This is a genomic window from Pseudomonas sp. Kh14, assembly GCF_900291005.1.
Lineage (GTDB): Bacteria > Pseudomonadota > Gammaproteobacteria > Pseudomonadales > Pseudomonadaceae > Aquipseudomonas > Aquipseudomonas alloputida.
The window spans coordinates 1-15665 of the sequence record NZ_OLKJ01000027.1; the positions used below are offsets into that span (position 1 = coordinate 1).

Consider the following 15665-nt stretch of genomic DNA (forward strand, 5'->3'; position numbering starts at 1 on the left):
CGGAAACTGGGGTATCAGGTAGTGGCTGCGTGAGGCTTAAAAAAACAATGGGTTGCATTTTGTTTGATGAGAGCGGGTTTACCCGCGAATCCGGTTGCGGCCGCAACAGTGAACGGCAGGTCGAGATTGGCCAGCAGGGCCGGCCCTTTCGCGGGTGAACCCGCTCCTACGGGCGACCGCGCAGGCGGTCGAATGATGAGCAGGACAGTTGCCCCCACAGGTGTGGGTGTTGCCTGCATCATTTGTGACAGCAGTGAGGCTTGTCCGGTTGCCCTTCATAGCGGTCATGGTGCCGCACCCAATCCATGGTCCCACCTTCGTTGCGCCCCAGTGGCGCAATGTCGAGGAAGTTGTAGGTGTTGACCAGAATGTCCAGCCCGCGGGCGTAGGTTGAGTAGGTGTGGTACACACTGCCGTCGGCTTCGCGGAAAAACGCACTCAAGCCGGGCAGCTCGCTTTCATTGCCCTCATACGGCTCATAGTTGTACTGCCGCTGGCCTTCACTGCCGACACTGACGCCAAAGTCCTCGTTGAAGTCGCTGCCATGCGACGAACACCACGGGAACTGCCAGCCCATGCGCTGGCGAAATGCCTGGAATTCGGCATACGGCGCCCGTGACACCGCCACCAGCGATACATCGTGGTGGGCCAGGTGCAGGTTGGCGCCGTCAAAGTGGTCGGCCAGAAAAGAGCAGCCGGGGCAGCCCTCGCTCCAGCCTTCGGCGAACATGAAGTGGTAAAGCAGCAACTGGCTGCGGCCTGCGAACAGGTCGGCCAGGCTCAACGCGCCGTTTGGCCCGAAGAAGCGGTAATCCTGCTCGACCTTTACCCAAGGCAGGGCGCGACGGGCTGCAGCTAGCGCGTCGCGGTGGTGGGTAAATGCTTTTTCGTGCAGCCACAGTTGCTGGCGAGCCGCCAGCCACTGGCTGCGGGAAACGACCGGGTGCCTGCTTTCGCTGGTGCTCATGGTGCTGTCTCCTCGCTGGGGGATTCACACCTTGGTCGAGTACGACCAGGTCGATTCGACAAGCACCGGTGGCCGGGCGATGAGCGGTACCTGCTTAGCCGGATTGGGCGATATGCCCCTCGGCCAGTTCATCGGCGCCGTCATCCTCACCCGGCAGGGCGGTGATCACGCTGAAGTCGCTGACTTCTACCTTGCCGCCGCCATAGCCCAGCAAGTGGAAGGAAAACGCCTTGCGCTCGGTCGGGTTGTCGAAGCTGAACTCCATCTCCAGTGGCGCGTCGGCGGTGACCTTTACCTCTTCTGGCAGGCCCAGCGGCACGTCCTGTTCCAACTGCTTGGCCTTGAGCCGGATATAGGCCGCACGTTTGGGGTCCAGCGAACGGACCTTGACCCGCACGCGGGTATGCGAGCCTCCGGGCATTTCCAGATACTGGGCGCCAATGAGGTTGTCGGCCCAGTCATCGTCAATGCGCTTGCGCAACTTGATCGGCGAAGGGCCGCCGAACTGGTAGCGCAGGTTGAGCGGGGTTTGCAGCAAGGATTGGTCGAGTACCACGGCCAAGGCGCCGATCTGTTGGCCCAGCAAGCTGTCGGCCGGCCCGAGGTAGCGGGCCTGGTCGGCGATAAAGCCCTCACTGGCATAACGCCGGCAGCGCTGTTGGAAGTCACATTCGGTGAACAGGCCCTGGCCATTGTGGTAGCGCAGCATGCCGTTGGTGTAGGAGATCATTTCGCGGCCGCTGTCGTAGTCGCGGTACAACGAGCGACCGCCAAGCGCTACAGGAATGGGCAGTGCGAAGTAGTCGAGCAGCGAGGTGGCCAGGTCGATGTGGCCGTAAGTGCCGCGCTTGATGGTTGGCAGTTGGGCCTGCTCCGGCGCCAATGTAAGGTTGAAGCCCCAGGACGAGGCCAGGCGCACGCCATCGATGCCGTGAGACTCGTCGGAAGTCACCACCACCAGTGTGTCCTTGAGGACCCCCTGGCGCTCGAGATTGTCAAGAAATGCCCCGACTGCGTCATCCAGGTAGGCGACCGCTGCCTGTTTCGGTGTGGCGTAGCGCTCGAGGTACTCGGCCGGCGCCGAATAGGGCTGGTGGGTGCCCACGGTGAGCAGCGTCAGCATCCACGGCTTGTCCTGCTTCTGCAACTGGCCCACATAGCCCAGGGCACCTTCGAAGAAGGCGCGGTCATCCTTGCCCCATGGGAAGTGCAGGTAGTTCTTGTTGCCGAACCACTCCTGGCCATGCACCGCATCGAAACCGATGTGCGGCATGATGCGGTCCTTGGCCATGAAGCGCAGGCCCGCGCCTTGCAGGTAGTGGGTGGTGAAACCGGCCTGGCGCAATTGTGCCGGCAGACAGGCCTGGTTGCGTTGGTTCTGGGTCAGCAGTTCCACGCCCTTGGGCGTGCCGTTGGCCAGTTTGTCGTAATCGCCGCACAGCATCGCATACAGGCCACGGATGGTTTGGTGGGTGTGCAGCACGTAGTCTGGGGTGTTCATGCCGCGCTCGGCCCATTTGCTGAGCTTGGGCATCAAGTCTTCGTTGAAACGGCTGTTCAGCGCCTGGCGGTTAGGCCGCAGGTAGGCGCCCGGGATGCCTTCCAGGGTAATCACCAGCAAGTTGCGGGCGCTTCCCGGGCCGGCAAGCAGCCTTTGCCCATGCAGGTCGGATTGAGTCAGGCCGCTGCTGGCCAGCGGGGTGAAGGTTTGCGTGCGGCCCATCCAGCCTTCGACCTGGCGTTGCAGGTTACCGACCCCGGCAGACATCAACTGGTGGGGGAGGTTGTATTGCCGCCACTGGTCGGCATCGGAGGGGAGCAACTGCTGGCTGCCCCAATGCGCGCCGAACAGCATTACGGGTATGGCCCAGGCTTTGCGCGGCAGTGGCTGGCTACGCCGTGCACGGCTGCGCCACGCACAGGCCAGCCAGGCCAGCAGGCCGCCACCCAGGGCCCAGGGCAGCCAGGCATGGGCCAGGCCGCCACCGGTCGAATTCTCCATGAACTGCGGGTCGGTCAGGTAGTTAAGGTCGGCGCTGGTGGGCAGTCGACCCACTGCGCTCACCAGTTCGGCCGAGGCCACCCAAAGCGCCGCCCAGGCCAGCAGCACCGGCAGCGCCAGCCACCACGGCCTGCGGTGTAGCAGCACTATCAACAGGCTGCCGAGGGCGAGATCGGACAGGTAACCGAACGGGTTGGACCAACCCAGCATGGCGCGTGTACCCAGTGGGATCACCAGTACCAGGGCGGCCAAAGTGGCAAGCCGGGTGCTTGGGTGGTCGGACAGGTTCTTCACAAAAACTTCCCTTTTGCCATTAAATCGTCATGCATCTGTGCTTGATGATATCAGGCCAGGGCAGGGAAGGCGGCCGGTTACAAGGCTTGTAACCAAAGCCGGGCCCGTTCGCACGGGCCCGGCCGATGGCAACTATCAGAAGTAATAAGGGAATTTCAGGCTGAAAGAAAAGTCAGGTGCGTCATCGGTCAGACCAATGGACAGGTTGGGCACGATGGTCAGGTTGTCGGTGGCGGCGAAGGTCAGGCCAATATTGAAGTTGGCGGCGTTGTAGTCACTGTTGGAGATCGATTGCCAGTCGCCGCCATCAGGTTTGATCTTGCTCTTGCGGGCGAACTGGTCGGATACCGAGAACGACATGCTCATCTTTTCGTTAAGGGCAAAGGCGATGCCCCCGCCGATCTGCCACGAGTCGCCAAGCTTGACGTCACCCGGCACCTTGCTGTTCACCTGCGGACTGATGTCGCTGAACGAGTCTTGCATGTTGTAGGTGTAGGACAGGCTGCCGAACAGCACGGCCGGGTCGAAGGTCTTGACCAGCGAGATGCCCGGTGTGATCGACCATACACCGTTGCCGGTCGGTAGGCTTTCCGGTACCGCGAGGTTGTTGTTGCCGTCCACCTCGCGCAGTTTGATGCCATAGGGGTCTTTGCCGGTTGGTGCCTTGATGCGCAGGGTGGCCACTGCGTCAGGCCAGGTTTCGTCCTCGTCGAGGAACTTGTAGGCCACCCCGACGTTGATATCGCCGATTTCCGGGTCGCGGGTCACGCTGGCATCGGAAGTGGTTGCCCCGGCCCCACCCGCCCCCCCGGACGAGTAGGTGGACTCGCGGTAAACCACGGGGACGTTGATATCGAACTGCCAGCGCTGCGCCATGTTATAGCGCGCGGTCATGTCCAGGGTCCAGTTGTCAGCCTTGATTCGGTCGAGGTTGATGCTGCCGAGGAAAATCGAGTCCAGTGCCAGAAAGCCATTGAGTGTCAGTGCACGGGTATCGTAATGGGTATAGGTGACACCGGTTTCGAAGCTGAACTTGCCCCCGCCAAAGAATCCGCTGGCTTCGTCATACAGGTTGGAAACGCTTTGTGCCGGCTCGGAATCGGCTGTCAGCGCCTGGCCGTAGGAGCTCCCAGTAGTGCCCGGCGCGCCAGAGGCGACGGTCTGCGCACCTTTCACCCCCTCTGCCGGAGACTTGACCAAGCGTCTGGGTTGCGCGGCAGCAGGGGCCTCCTCGACCTGGCGCACACGTTGCTCCAGCACCATCAGCGCCTGTTGCTGTGCCTCATAGCGGCGTTTGAGTTCAATCAGTTCCTGTTTCAGCGCTTCGACTTGTGGGTCGGCGGCTGCGTAAAGTGCGGTGGCGGGGGCCAAGGTAGTCAAGCACACAAAAGCTCTGAGCGTAAAAGATCGGTACATGGAGTTGCCGTCCCTTCCAACTACTTTCGATGAGACTGAGCGTAGATCAGTATCCGAAGGTGCGAAGACCTTTGAGCTGGTCGAGGCTACCGTTGAGGGAAGCCGCTGTCGGCACGCTCTCGCGCATGACAACGTTCAGGCTCGTGACGTTGTTGACCAGGTTACCGTTGCCGAGCAGCGTCGAGTTCTGCAGCAGGCCACCCTGGGCCAGGCGTTGCACGCTGCTGCCCTGGTTGTTGCTGGCATTGATGTTGAGCTGCACACCCACACCGCTGGAAGACACACTGAGCGCGCCGGCGCCATTTTCCCCGACCAGGGTCTGGCCGGCGGCCAGTACCTGGCCTTGCTGTTGTACGGCAGGGGCCTGGTTGGCTTTGGTCACGTTGATATCGACGTTGTTGTAAGCGGCGTTGTTGTCACCGGCTGCACGCACCACCTGGGTCACACCTTCGGTGGTGGTCAGGCCGTTGCCGCCCGTTACCACGCCAGTCCCGGCAGCGGACGCGCTGCTCGGTGCCGTACCTGCGCCTTTTCTATCGATCATCGATACATAGAACTGAGGCTTGATGGTCGATTGCTGAACCTGCAGCGTGGACGTTGCCCCGATCACATCCCCTTTTGCATTTTGCCAGGTGCTGGACATGACAATGCCGAAGCTCACGATTCGTCCGGGCATCACATAGCGGCCCCTCAGGTTGGCCAGCTCCTGGTCCTTCAGTTCGATGGGTTTCAAGGCCTCTGCGTGACTGGGCAAGCTGGCTGCCAGGCAGGCGATGGCCAACCACAATGAAGTCTTCATGAAATGCTCCCTGGAGCATCATGCTCCTTGTCATTAGAACAGTCGTTAGAAGAAGTCGCTTCTGATGAAGCCGAAGTCCAGCAGCTCTGAGTCCTGCACGGGGGTGAAGTTGTTCACCCGGCCCTTGGCGGTCAGTGGCAGGGGCGGGTCGAGCAGGATGTTGTTCTTGTCGTAACCCTGGCCGATCACCGCGAAGATGATGCCGTTCCAGCCCTTGAGGAAATCGTCGAGCTTGTATCGTTTGTGACCCAGCACCGGATCACCGATGTACACCCAACCTTTGTCGACTTTCTGCATGACCACGAAGTGCTTGTAGCCGCGCACATCCATCAGCACCACGACAGGAATGCGCACGCTGTGCAGGGTTTCGGGCGCCACCCGGTAACCGCGGGCACGCATCCCGAGGCTTTCGACGTAGCGCTTCATGTCGAGCATCGAGAAGCCTTGCGTGCGCACAAGGTCCTGATCGGCGTGGGCCAGCATGCCTTCGATGATCTGATGTTCGTCCACATCCAGCCAGTAGGCCTGGCGCAGGATGGTCGCCAGCGCGGCCGCGCCGCAGCTGAAGTCGGTCTTTTGTTGCACCAGGTCGGCGAACTTGCGTTCGCGCAAGCTCTGGATCGGTTTGAAAACAACGGCGCCGCCCGGCAGGACGGACAGCGGCATTTGTGCAGCTTCGCTCACGCTGGCCAGGCACAGCAAAAACGCCAAGGCGAAAATACGCATGATCGGGTGCCTTACGGTGTGTTGAAGAAAGGCCCCCCGAAGGGGGCCTCAAGCACAGCGGTCAGAACGAGGTGTTGGAGATGGCCAGCGAGTTGCTTTGCTGGTTGCCCACACCGGCTGCTACGTTCACGCCCAGGTTACCGCTGCCACCGTTCACCGAACCGCTAAGGGTTGCAGTGTTGGTGACTGGGTTGGCCCAGCCGGTCGGGGTCAGCACTTGGAAGGACACAGTATTGCTCAAGTCGTAAGCGCTGCTTTCGCTGTAGCTCTTCGAAATGTCGTTCGAGGATTCTTTCGAATGCTCGCCAGACTTCGAGAACTCAGACGCCGAAGCATTCTCGTACGAAGAGTCGTGAGACTTGGTGTACGAAGACTCTTTGGACTTGTCGTACGACGACTGATGCGACTTGTCGTAGTTGGAGTCGAAAGCTTTCTCGAACGACGAGTCGTATGCACTTTCGTGCGACTTGTCGACCGACACATCCAGCGACGCATTCAGCGAGCCATCGAAGGACTTGGTGTGGGAGCGCTCGTAACGGCCATAGTCGGTGGTATGGGTACGCGAGGCGCTAACGTCAGCGTCCAGCGAAGCTGCCAGGCTGGCGCTGCTCGACGCGCTGTGGCTGCCGCTGGCAGAGCCACTGGCACCCCAGCCGAACGAGCCACTTGCGCTCGAGTTGTGGGAGCCGCTGGCATTGCTGGATTGCGAGCCGCTGGCGTTCCAGCCACTGGAGCCGCTGGAACTGGCGCTTTGCGCACCGGCGACGCTGAAGCTCGAAGACGAGCTGCGGTCGTCGGTCGAGTTGAAGCTGCCTTCCTTCGAGCTTGAACCGCTGGCCGACTTGGTGATGGTAATCGTATCCACCCGATAGGTGCGGTCGGCGCTGTTGTTTACAATCAGGCCTGGGCCGTCCTGATTGGCCGAAGCCGTGGCAGTGGCGTTACCCAGCGGAGCACCGGTGTTGGCGATGGCCATGGTGTTTTTCTGCTGGTTGAGGTCGCCACCGGCAATGTTGATGCCGATGTTGCCCTCAGCCCCGCTGGCTGAGCCGCTCATCACAGCCGAAGACTGGGTCGAATAGTTGTCGACCCGGTTGTTTCTGCTGGTTTGCACGACGTCAGCCGTGGCACTGGCCATGCCGAACACGAAGCTGTTGTCCAGGCTCGAGTCGGAGCCTGCGTTGGCAATGGCAGCGGCGTTGTCTTGCTGGTTGCCGTTACCGGCCGCCACGTTTATGCCAACGTTGCCGCTGGAGCCGGTGCCAGAGTCACTCATCTCGGCTTCGTTGATGGTGCCTTCATTGGAGATGCGGTTGCGAGTGCTGGTTTGGGTATCCCAGGCATTGGCCGTTGCATACACAGGGATCTTGGTGGGTGGAGGCTTGTGATGACCATTGTTATGGTGGCCGTTATGGTGGTCATTACGCCGATCATTTTGCCCAGCTTGTACAGCAACAGCCATGACCGCAGCAATTGCGAAAACCAGAGGCTTGATTGCCATCGAGGGTTTCATGGTGATTCTCCGTACGCTATTAGGTTAAGTGTCGTTCTTAACTGCAGGGTCAATCCGCGACCCGGATGCTCAAGGTGTTGGCCATTCGGTTTCCCACCCCGGCACTCTGGTTCAACTGGATCACCCCTCGGCTACCGGTGAAGGCCTGGTCACTGGTAGTGACCTGGCGATAGCCTGCTGGAATGTCAGTTGCTCCCGAGTTGTTGATCAGCGCCACGTTCTGTTGCATGAGGACGCTGTCGTCGATGCTTTGCGGTTGTGCACCAATGCTGATGCTCAGTGCATTGGCTTGCTGGGTGTTGGCACCTGCGCTCTGGTTGACCCCCAGGGCGCCGCTGCCGTTGCTGAAAGCGTTGCCCTGGATGGTCGAGCGGGCGTCCATCGCGGGGTCGGCGGGCGTGTCGAGCCGTTGTCGGATCTGGGTGCTTGCATTGGCTTCGGGGCCGACGGCGATGGCGCGCGCATTGACCTGCTGCTGTTTGTCACCAGCGGCCTGGTTGACAGAGAGGTTGCCCTGATAGCGGCTGCCGGAGCTGTCGATATCGGCGTTGTTGATGACGGGAACCAGGGATTGCGCAAAGGCCGGTGCAGTGCAAAGGACGGCCAGCATCAGCAGTGTGCGCTTCATCTCACTTGCCCCCGCCGGTCAGAATCTGCAGTGGCGCGAGGCCTCGCTGCACGCTTGAGTTGACCATGTTCGAGATACCGTTACCCGACCCCGTGCCGCGTCCGCCCGCCAAGTTGGGAAGCTGGTTCTGGTTGCCGAGGTTGCCACCCAGGTTGTTGGTCTGCTGGGTGACCAGGTTGCTGATGCCTGCACCGCTGCTGATGCTGGCGAAGTCGCCATCGCTCAGCTCGTTGGTTTGCTTGAGCACGTGGGCAGAAGGGTTGGCATTGACGGTGGTAGGGCTCGGGTCTGGGATCAGGGGTGGGATGGTCGCGTTGCGCACCTGCACATCGCGCTTGATGATGATGATCCCCTTGTCCGCCTGAGCTGTCAGGCTTAGTGACCCCAGTACACAACCCACCAGTAATAGGTGATAGAGGCGTTTGTCACGTTTCCTCACGACGGCAACTCCTTCTTAGAGCGCTGGCCCTAGTTCAGCGATGCGAACGATAGAGCAGAAGGTGTGCCGCTTTTTAGAATACGTTTCAGGTCAGATAGTTAGGGCAAGAGGCTGACAAAATGCGGCGCATGTTGTCTCAGGCTTGAAACAGCGTGCCCTGCACGTTGCCGGCAAAGTCGGCTGTGGCCTTGATTGGAAGGGTTTTTGCAAGTGTGTTTCACGGGCTTGACACTGCCACCAGGGCAGGGGGAAGCCCCGCAATTTCGGGGGCTTTGCCCCACCGGAGTGTGTCAGTGGTTTAACACTCGGTTGGGCATGATGGCGCATCGCTACCAAGCAGCATAGCGACCGATTGCAAGGCCAGCAATTGGCGTTGCGGCCAATTGCCATCAAGTATTTGGTGCGGCTGGTTGTGCCGCCTCAGCCACGCCTGGCTGTCATCGAAAAAGCGCTGACGATCGCTGAGGTCGGGTTGGCAACGCTGACCATCGGCAATCCAGTCCACCCCTTGCGGGCTGAGCAACAGGTGCAGGTCGTAACGCCGTGCCAGCAGTGCCTCTTCCAGCCAGGTTGGGCAGTCGTCGAACAGTGCGTGGCTCCAGAGCATGTTGCTTAGCAGGTGGGTGTCCAGAATCAGCAGCGGGGGCGCCTGCTCACGCGCACGGTCCTCCCATGCCAGTTGCCCGCGGGCGATAGCGGGAATATCGGCGTAGCAGGTGTCACGGCATTGCTGGTCGATGAAATGGCGCACGTATTCGCCCACGACCAGGCCACCAAAATGTGCCTGGATCACCCCGCTAAGCCAGCTTTTGCCACTGGATTCTGGGCCGCACAGTACCAGCACTTTCATTGCTTGCGACGCACTCATGGCTGTACCAGCGCCGGGTCGCGGCGCCATTCCAGCCAGCCGCGTACGGCAATCAGGGTGAGCACGGCGAAGAAGCCGGCGGTGAAATACAACTGCTGATGCAGGTATTGGCCCACATAGATGATGTCGACCACGACCCACAGAGGCCAGCACTGCAGGCGTTTCTGCGCCATCCACAGTTGCGCTACCAGGCTGAATCCGGTCAGGGTGGCATCCAGCCAGGGCAGGGCGGCATCGGTCCAGTTGGCCATGGCCGCGCCTAGGGCGGCGCTCAGCAGCACCCCGGCGGCCAGGCCGGTGAGCAGTGCCGGGCGTGGCAGGCGGGAGACCTGACGGGCCTCTTCAGCGTGGTCGGGGCGCTTCCATTGCCACCAGCCGTACAGTTGCAGGATGGCGTAGGCCACTTGCAGCAACATGCCCGAGTACAGCTTTACCTCGTAGAACAGCCAGCCATAGATCAGTACCATGACCAGGCCGATCGGCCAGCACCAGGCGTTCTGCTTGACCGTGAGCCAGACAGCGGTTACGCCGAGGAGGGCGGCAATGAGTTCAAGGCCGGACATCGGCGATCCTTGGAGGCTACGGGGAAGGGGCGAGATTGTAGCGGGTCGGCCGGGGAAGGTGTAGGGCGCAGCGGCGGGATACCCGGTTGTAGGAGCGGGTTTACCCGCGAACACCGGCAGCGCCGGTGCCACCCACCGCGTTGCTTCCTTCGCAGGCATGCCCGCAAAAGGGCTTGTTCTCAGACCCGGAACTGCCGCAACAACTGCTCCAGCTCTTCGCTCAACCGCCCCAGCGCCACCCCGGCATCGCTGGACTGCCGCGCCGCATCGGCGGTCTGCTGCGACAACCCGGCAGTATCCAGCACATTGCGGTTGATCTCTTCGACCACATGCGACTGCTGCAAGGTAGCGCTGGCAATGGAGGCATTCAATGCGGTGAGGTTGTTCAGCACCTGGTTGATGGCGTCCAGGCTGGCGCCGGCCTCGCGGGCTTGTTCGACAGTCTGGCGCGATGCCTCGCTGCTGGTGTCTATGGCCTTGACCGCAGCGTCCGACTGACTCTGCAGGTGCTCGATCATGGTATGAATCTCGGCCGTCGATTGTGCTGTACGCTGGGCCAACAGGCGCACCTCGTCGGCGACCACGGCAAAGCCTCGGCCTTGCTCGCCAGCCCGTGCCGCCTCGATGGCGGCATTCAGCGCCAGCAGGTTGGTCTGTTCGGCAATGGAACGAATCACGTCCAGCACGCCGCCGATGCGCGTGCTGTGGCCGGCCAGGTCGCGGATTACCTGTACGGCCTCATCGATGGTCAGCGACAGGCGGTCGATCTGCGCCAGGCTGCCGTGGATGGCCTGCTGGCCGTGCGTCACCTGTTGTTGTGCCGTACGCATTTCTCCGGCGGCCTGTTCCGCGGTCTTGGCCACGTCCTGCACGGCGTAGGTCACCTCATTGACTGCAGTGGCCACCTGGTCCATCTGTAGCGATTGTTGGGCACTGCGCTGTTGTGCGGCACCTGCATTGTCACCGACGTGCCCGGCGGACTGGGCCAATGCGTGGGCCGCGCCTTGCAGTTGGCCGACTACACCTTGCAGTTTGCCGTTGAAGCGGTTGAAGTGCTCGCCAAGGTGGGTGATCTCGTCGCTGCCATGGGTGTCCAGGCGCCGGGTAAGGTCGCTTTCACCGCTGGCGATGTTGCCCATTGCCTGCACCGCCTCCTGCAGCGGGCGGGCGATGCTGCGGGCAATCAGCATGACCACCAGCGCCATCAGCAGGGCAATGCCCACGCCAATCAGCGAAGCGTCGCGCAACTGGCGAGCGAATTCGGCCTGCACGTCATCGACGTACACGCCCGAACCGATGATCCAGCCCCACGGCTTGAACAGCTGAATATACGAGGTCTTGGCTACCGGCTCACTGGCGCCGGGCTTGGGCCAGCGATAGTTGACCGGGCCGGCGTTCTGCTGGCGGGCAAGGGCGACCATTTCGTTGAACACGGCGAAACCATCGGGGTCGCGGATGGCGGAAAGGTCCTGGCCGTCGAGCTTGGGGTTGGCCGGATGCATGATCATCTTCGGCCCCAGGTCGTTGATCCAGAAATAGTCGTCATGGTCGTAGCGCAGCGCGCGCACTACCTGCAGCGCCTGTTGCTGGGCGGCTTCGCGGCTTAGCGTGCCGGCAGCTTCCAGGCCTTGGTAATAGGCCAACACACCTGCGGCGGTCTGCACCACATGGCGGGTTTTCTCCGCCTTGGCCTGGTACAGGTCACCATGGATCTGCCGCAGCATCAGCAGGCCCAGTACCACTAGCATGGCCACCGCCACTACAAGGATCAGCCACAGGCGCCGACTGATTGACATCGATCTCAGAGTGTTCATCCATCAGCTCCCGCATTGTTCTTTTTATTGATGTGCATCGAAGCATGCTTTGCAGTGAGCCCCCACTCGACTAATGGCTAAGTGCTATGTTGGTGATAGTCTGCACAGGTCGTGTAAAGCGATTGCCAAGGGGCTCTGTCAGGATTTCGGCCGCGCAAGATGAAACCTTTAACAGGCGTGAACTTTTCTACTGGCGTTGCGCCCAACAGTCGCTGTAAAACAGCCGGGCCGTGTAAGGCAATTTCAAGCAAATCAAGAACAAGGGGCCTGCGACAAGCAGCGCTCCATCCGGGGGAATGATGGATTTTTGGACTGCCTTCCAGGCAATCATCTTAGGCGTGGTCGAAGGGCTGACGGAGTTTCTGCCGATTTCCAGTACCGGTCACCAGATTATCGTCGCCGACCTGATCGGTTTTGGCGGCGAACGGGCCATGGCTTTCAACATCATCATTCAGCTGGCGGCGATCCTGGCGGTGGTGTGGGAGTTTCGCAGCAAGATTTTCGAAGTGGTCTTCGGCCTGACCCACCAGCCCAAGGCGCGCCGCTTCACGGGCAACCTGCTGTTGGCGTTCATGCCGGCGGTGGTACTGGGTGTCCTGTTTGCCGACCTTATTCACGAATACCTGTTCAACCCCGTCACCGTGGCAGCAGCACTGGTGGTGGGTGGCGTCATCATGCTCTGGGCCGAGCGCCGTGAGCACCGCGTACAGGTGGACCATGTGGACGACATGCGCTGGAGCCATGCGCTGAAAATCGGCTTCATCCAGTGTCTGGCGATGATCCCGGGCACGTCGCGCTCCGGTTCGACCATTATCGGTGGCTTGCTGTTCGGCTTGTCGCGCAAGGCAGCGACCGAGTTCTCGTTCTTCCTGGCAATGCCGACCATGGTCGGTGCGGCGGTGTATTCGGGCTACAAATACCGTGACTTGTTCCAGCCCGGCGATCTGCCGGTGTTCGCGCTAGGCTTCGTGACCTCGTTCATCTTCGCCATGATTGCCGTACGGGCGTTGCTCAAGTTCATTGCCAACCATAGCTACGCGGCATTTGCCTGGTATCGCATAGTGTTCGGCCTGTTCATTCTGGCGACCTGGCAGTTCGGTTGGGTCGACTGGTCCACGGCACATGGCTGAGGCGCTGCGTGGGCAACGGGCTGAACGCGTGCGCAATGTGCGCCTGAAGCTGCTGCTGTTGGGCGTGCTTTGCCTATTGCCCGGCCTGGGGGCGGCGCGCATGGCCTGGAACGATCAGACCTGGTGGCCGTTGGCGTTGTACCCGGCCATGAGCCTTATCACCCTGTTGCTGTATTGGCAGGACAAGCAGCAGGCACGTAACCAGGCCTGGCGTACACCCGAGAAAGTGCTGCATGTCAGCGAGTTGCTCGGTGGTTGGCCGGGGGCGCTGTTGGCGCAGCAGTTGTTTCGGCACAAGACCCGCAAGGTTTCGTTCCAGTTGGTGTGCTGGGGGATTGTGCTGCTGCACCAAGTGTTCTGGGCAGACTGGCTATTTCTTGACGGACGTTATCTGCCCCTTGGTTGATGGGCAGTTGTACCGGCCTCTTCGCGGGTGATGCCGCGAAAGGGCCGGCACAGGTCGATCACATGACCAACCCCACCTGCAACCGCTTGGGCAACCGACGCACTACCAGCTGGTGCGAACGCTGCAACAGGTCACACAGTTCATCACGCCCCATGGGGTAGGGCGGTGCCATGCTGACCCATCGCGCCCGCGCCAGGTACGGCGCCGGCCGTATCCCGGGTCGATCGCAATAACCCAGAAACAGCTCGTCGGCTACCTTGAACGACAACCCGGCACCCGCCAGGTCGAGCACCGCGAACATCTTGTTTTCTGCCACCGAAAACACTCGGATGCCGCCCCATTTATAGTCTTCCCGCGCCCCCGGCAGGCTCAGGCAAAATGCCGCTACCTGGCCTTCGCTCATCTTCCGTTCAGACATACCGCTCTCCACATGCCTCGAATGACGCCGCCAAGTGATCGATCCACACCCGGACCGCAGGCAGCAGGCCACGCCGGTGTGGGTAAACCGCCTGCAGGTAGCCACCCGGCAGCGACCAGTCTGGCAGCAGGCGCACCAGTTCGCCGCGTTCCAGTTCCTCTTCACAGAACATGCTGGGCAGCGCAGTGAACCCCAGGCCGGCACGTACAGCAGCGTTACGTACTACGAAATCGTCGATCGCCAAGCGTGGCTCCAGCGATATTTCCTGCTGCTTGCCATGGGGGCCGAGCAGGCGGAAGTGTACCAGCCGGTCTGCTTCGGCTGCGCCCAGCACGGGCAATGATGCCAACTCGTCCGGTTCGCGAATGTGGTCGGCAAAACCGGGTGCGGCCACCAGTTGCATTTGCGCCTGGCGCAGGCGGCGGGTCACCAGGGCCGGGTCTTCGTCGCCCAGGTCGCGTACGCGCAACGCCACATCAATGCCTTCCGAAATCAGGTCGACCCGGCGGTTGAGCAATACCATGTCCAGTTGCACCAGCGGATACTGCTCGAGAAAGCGGCTGATCACATCCGGCAGGAAGGCGTGTGCCAGTGCCACCGGGCACGATACCCGTAAACGCCCGCGCGGCTCACTGCTCATGCTGGCCACGGTTTCGTCGGCTGCTTCGGCCTCCAGCAACATGGCCTGGCAATGATGCAAGTAACGTTCACCTACTGCGGTGAGCTTGAGTTGCCGTGTGGTGCGCTGCAACAGGCGTGTGCCCAGGCGCTCTTCAAGCTCGGCGATACGCCGCGACAGGCGCGACTTGGGTATGCCCAGCTGGCGCCCGGCGGCGGCGAATCCGCCGGCTTCGACGACGCGCGCGAAGTAGAAGAGGTCGTTGAGGTCTTGCATGGGAATGTCTCACTGTTCCATCTGTGGGACAAACTAACGCATTTTTGCTTACTTATCAGCTATTGATCATCTCGGTAGGATTCTCCCCATCGTGATCGCCCACAGATGCGGTCTTCACTCACAGGAGAGTCCCATGAAACTGTTGCACATCGATTCGAGCATCCTGGGCGACAATTCCGCCTCGCGTCAGTTGAGCCGTGAAGTGGTCGAAGCCTGGAAGGCTGCAGACCCAAGCGTTGAGGTGGTTTACCGCGACCTGGCTGCCGATGCCATTGCCCACTTCTCCGCTGCCACCCTGGTCGCTGCAGGCACCCCTGAAGACGTACGTGACGCGGCCCAGGCTTTCGAAGCCAAGCTGAGCGCAGAGACGCTCGAAGAGTTCCTGGCTGCCGATGCCGTGGTGATTGGTGCGCCAATGTACAACTTCACCGTGCCGACTCAGCTCAAAGCCTGGATTGACCGCGTGGCCGTCGCCGGCAAGACCTTCCGCTACACCGAAGCCGGCCCGCAAGGCCTGTGCGGCAACAAGAAAGTGGTGCTGGTTTCCACCGCTGGTGGCCTGCACGCTGGCCAGCCGAGTGGCGCCGGGCATGAAGACTTCCTGAAAGTGTTCCTGGGCTTCATCGGTATTACCGACCTGGAAATCGTCCGGGCCCACGGCCTGGCCTATGGCCCGGAGCAGCGCAGCCAGGCGATCGATGCTGCACAGGCGCAGATTGCCAACGAGCTGTTTGCTGCTGCCTGATCAAAGGAGCGGTTGGTTGCAAGCGTGGCCCTGTCGAAGCAC

16 protein-coding genes are annotated in these 15665 nt (G+C 61.2%); 3 read left to right on the top strand and 13 right to left on the bottom strand.

Translation table 11 applies throughout. From position 1 onward, the window contains the following. Window positions 1–238: 238 nt before the first annotated feature. From FQ668_RS13400 to mcpP, 11 genes are all read right to left on the bottom strand, one after another. Entirely contained in the window at window positions 239–967 is a 729-nt protein-coding gene (locus tag FQ668_RS13400) for a thioredoxin family protein (protein WP_019437164.1), read from the bottom strand. A gap of 94 nt (window positions 968–1061) precedes the next feature. After that, a complete protein-coding gene (locus FQ668_RS13405) occupies window positions 1062–3263 on the bottom strand; it encodes an LTA synthase family protein (protein ID WP_019437163.1) in 2202 nt (733 codons plus the stop codon). A 135-nt stretch (window positions 3264–3398) separates the two neighbouring features. Next, a complete protein-coding gene (locus tag FQ668_RS13410; RefSeq protein WP_019437162.1) occupies window positions 3399–4679 on the bottom strand; it encodes a hypothetical protein in 1281 nt (426 codons plus the stop codon). Between the two features lie 46 nt (window positions 4680–4725). Then, the gene (locus FQ668_RS13415; RefSeq protein WP_014591278.1) at window positions 4726–5478 is read right to left on the bottom strand and encodes a hypothetical protein; all 753 of its coding nucleotides are present in this window, start codon (window positions 5476–5478) and stop codon (window positions 4726–4728) included. Window positions 5479–5523: 45 nt separating this feature from the next. Further along, window positions 5524–6204, bottom strand: a complete 681-nt coding sequence (locus FQ668_RS13420; RefSeq protein WP_019437161.1) for a C39 family peptidase — start codon at window positions 6202–6204, stop codon at window positions 5524–5526. Window positions 6205–6265: 61 nt separating this feature from the next. Continuing rightward, window positions 6266–7717 carry a hypothetical protein gene (locus FQ668_RS13425; protein WP_019437160.1) on the bottom strand — a complete coding sequence of 484 codons (1452 nt, stop codon included), beginning with the start codon at window positions 7715–7717 and terminating at the stop codon, window positions 6266–6268. Between the two features lie 49 nt (window positions 7718–7766). Further along, window positions 7767–8345 carry a hypothetical protein gene (locus FQ668_RS13430; protein WP_014591275.1) on the bottom strand — a complete coding sequence of 193 codons (579 nt, stop codon included), beginning with the start codon at window positions 8343–8345 and terminating at the stop codon, window positions 7767–7769. A gap of 1 nt (window position 8346) precedes the next feature. Continuing rightward, window positions 8347–8784 (bottom strand): hypothetical protein, encoded by a 438-nt coding sequence (locus FQ668_RS13435; RefSeq protein WP_014591274.1) that lies wholly within the window; start codon window positions 8782–8784, stop codon window positions 8347–8349. Window positions 8785–9082: 298 nt separating this feature from the next. Further along, window positions 9083–9652 carry an AAA family ATPase gene (locus FQ668_RS13440; protein ID WP_019437159.1) on the bottom strand — a complete coding sequence of 190 codons (570 nt, stop codon included), beginning with the start codon at window positions 9650–9652 and terminating at the stop codon, window positions 9083–9085. Then, window positions 9649–10215 (bottom strand): nicotinamide riboside transporter PnuC, encoded by a 567-nt coding sequence (gene pnuC / locus FQ668_RS13445; protein WP_014591272.1) that lies wholly within the window; start codon window positions 10213–10215, stop codon window positions 9649–9651. The genes FQ668_RS13440 and pnuC overlap by 4 nt, the downstream gene beginning before the upstream one ends. A gap of 179 nt (window positions 10216–10394) precedes the next feature. Further along, the gene (gene mcpP / locus FQ668_RS13455; RefSeq protein ID WP_019437158.1) at window positions 10395–12029 is read right to left on the bottom strand and encodes a methyl-accepting chemotaxis protein McpP; all 1635 of its coding nucleotides are present in this window, start codon (window positions 12027–12029) and stop codon (window positions 10395–10397) included. Window positions 12030–12328: 299 nt separating this feature from the next. On the opposite strand from mcpP, the gene FQ668_RS13460 reads away from it, so the two are divergent. Further along, window positions 12329–13159 (top strand): undecaprenyl-diphosphate phosphatase, encoded by an 831-nt coding sequence (locus FQ668_RS13460; RefSeq protein WP_026031837.1) that lies wholly within the window; start codon window positions 12329–12331, stop codon window positions 13157–13159. Continuing rightward, window positions 13152–13565 (top strand): DUF1294 domain-containing protein, encoded by a 414-nt coding sequence (locus tag FQ668_RS13465; RefSeq protein ID WP_019437156.1) that lies wholly within the window; start codon window positions 13152–13154, stop codon window positions 13563–13565. Before FQ668_RS13460 ends, FQ668_RS13465 begins: the two co-directional genes overlap by 8 nt. A gap of 58 nt (window positions 13566–13623) precedes the next feature. Here the strand turns inward: FQ668_RS13465 and FQ668_RS13470 are convergent, their stop codons facing one another. Together FQ668_RS13470 and FQ668_RS13475 are read right to left on the bottom strand one after the other, a co-directional pair. Beyond that, on the bottom strand, window positions 13624–13983 hold the full coding sequence (locus FQ668_RS13470) for an MmcQ/YjbR family DNA-binding protein (protein WP_019437155.1): 360 nt from the start codon (window positions 13981–13983) through the stop codon (window positions 13624–13626). After that, a complete protein-coding gene (locus FQ668_RS13475) occupies window positions 13976–14878 on the bottom strand; it encodes a LysR substrate-binding domain-containing protein (protein ID WP_014591267.1) in 903 nt (300 codons plus the stop codon). The genes FQ668_RS13470 and FQ668_RS13475 overlap by 8 nt, the downstream gene beginning before the upstream one ends. A 133-nt stretch (window positions 14879–15011) precedes the next feature. On the opposite strand from FQ668_RS13475, the gene FQ668_RS13480 reads away from it, so the two are divergent. Next, window positions 15012–15623, top strand: a complete 612-nt coding sequence (locus FQ668_RS13480; RefSeq protein WP_019437154.1) for an FMN-dependent NADH-azoreductase — start codon at window positions 15012–15014, stop codon at window positions 15621–15623. The last annotated feature ends 42 nt before the right edge of the window (window positions 15624–15665 follow it).

Excerpts from the sequence above, each read along its gene's own strand:
- FQ668_RS13400 (WP_019437164.1), bottom strand. The coding sequence starts at position 967 with ATGAGCACCAGCGAAAGCAGGCACCCGGTCGTTTCCCGCAGCCAGTGG.
- FQ668_RS13410 (WP_019437162.1), bottom strand. The coding sequence starts at position 4,679 with ATGTACCGATCTTTTACGCTCAGAGCTTTTGTGTGCTTGACTACCTTG.
- FQ668_RS13415 (WP_014591278.1), bottom strand. The coding sequence starts at position 5,478 with ATGAAGACTTCATTGTGGTTGGCCATCGCCTGCCTGGCAGCCAGCTTG.
- FQ668_RS13420 (WP_019437161.1), bottom strand. The coding sequence starts at position 6,204 with ATGCGTATTTTCGCCTTGGCGTTTTTGCTGTGCCTGGCCAGCGTGAGC.
- FQ668_RS13425 (WP_019437160.1), bottom strand. The coding sequence starts at position 7,717 with ATGAAACCCTCGATGGCAATCAAGCCTCTGGTTTTCGCAATTGCTGCG.
- FQ668_RS13430 (WP_014591275.1), bottom strand. The coding sequence starts at position 8,345 with ATGAAGCGCACACTGCTGATGCTGGCCGTCCTTTGCACTGCACCGGCC.
- FQ668_RS13440 (WP_019437159.1), bottom strand. The coding sequence starts at position 9,652 with ATGAGTGCGTCGCAAGCAATGAAAGTGCTGGTACTGTGCGGCCCAGAA.
- pnuC (WP_014591272.1), bottom strand. The coding sequence starts at position 10,215 with ATGTCCGGCCTTGAACTCATTGCCGCCCTCCTCGGCGTAACCGCTGTC.
- mcpP (WP_019437158.1), bottom strand. The coding sequence starts at position 12,029 with ATGAACACTCTGAGATCGATGTCAATCAGTCGGCGCCTGTGGCTGATC.
- FQ668_RS13460 (WP_026031837.1), top strand. The coding sequence starts at position 12,329 with ATGGATTTTTGGACTGCCTTCCAGGCAATCATCTTAGGCGTGGTCGAA.
- FQ668_RS13465 (WP_019437156.1), top strand. The coding sequence starts at position 13,152 with ATGGCTGAGGCGCTGCGTGGGCAACGGGCTGAACGCGTGCGCAATGTG.
- FQ668_RS13470 (WP_019437155.1), bottom strand. The coding sequence starts at position 13,983 with ATGTCTGAACGGAAGATGAGCGAAGGCCAGGTAGCGGCATTTTGCCTG.
- FQ668_RS13475 (WP_014591267.1), bottom strand. The coding sequence starts at position 14,878 with ATGCAAGACCTCAACGACCTCTTCTACTTCGCGCGCGTCGTCGAAGCC.
- FQ668_RS13480 (WP_019437154.1), top strand. The coding sequence starts at position 15,012 with ATGAAACTGTTGCACATCGATTCGAGCATCCTGGGCGACAATTCCGCC.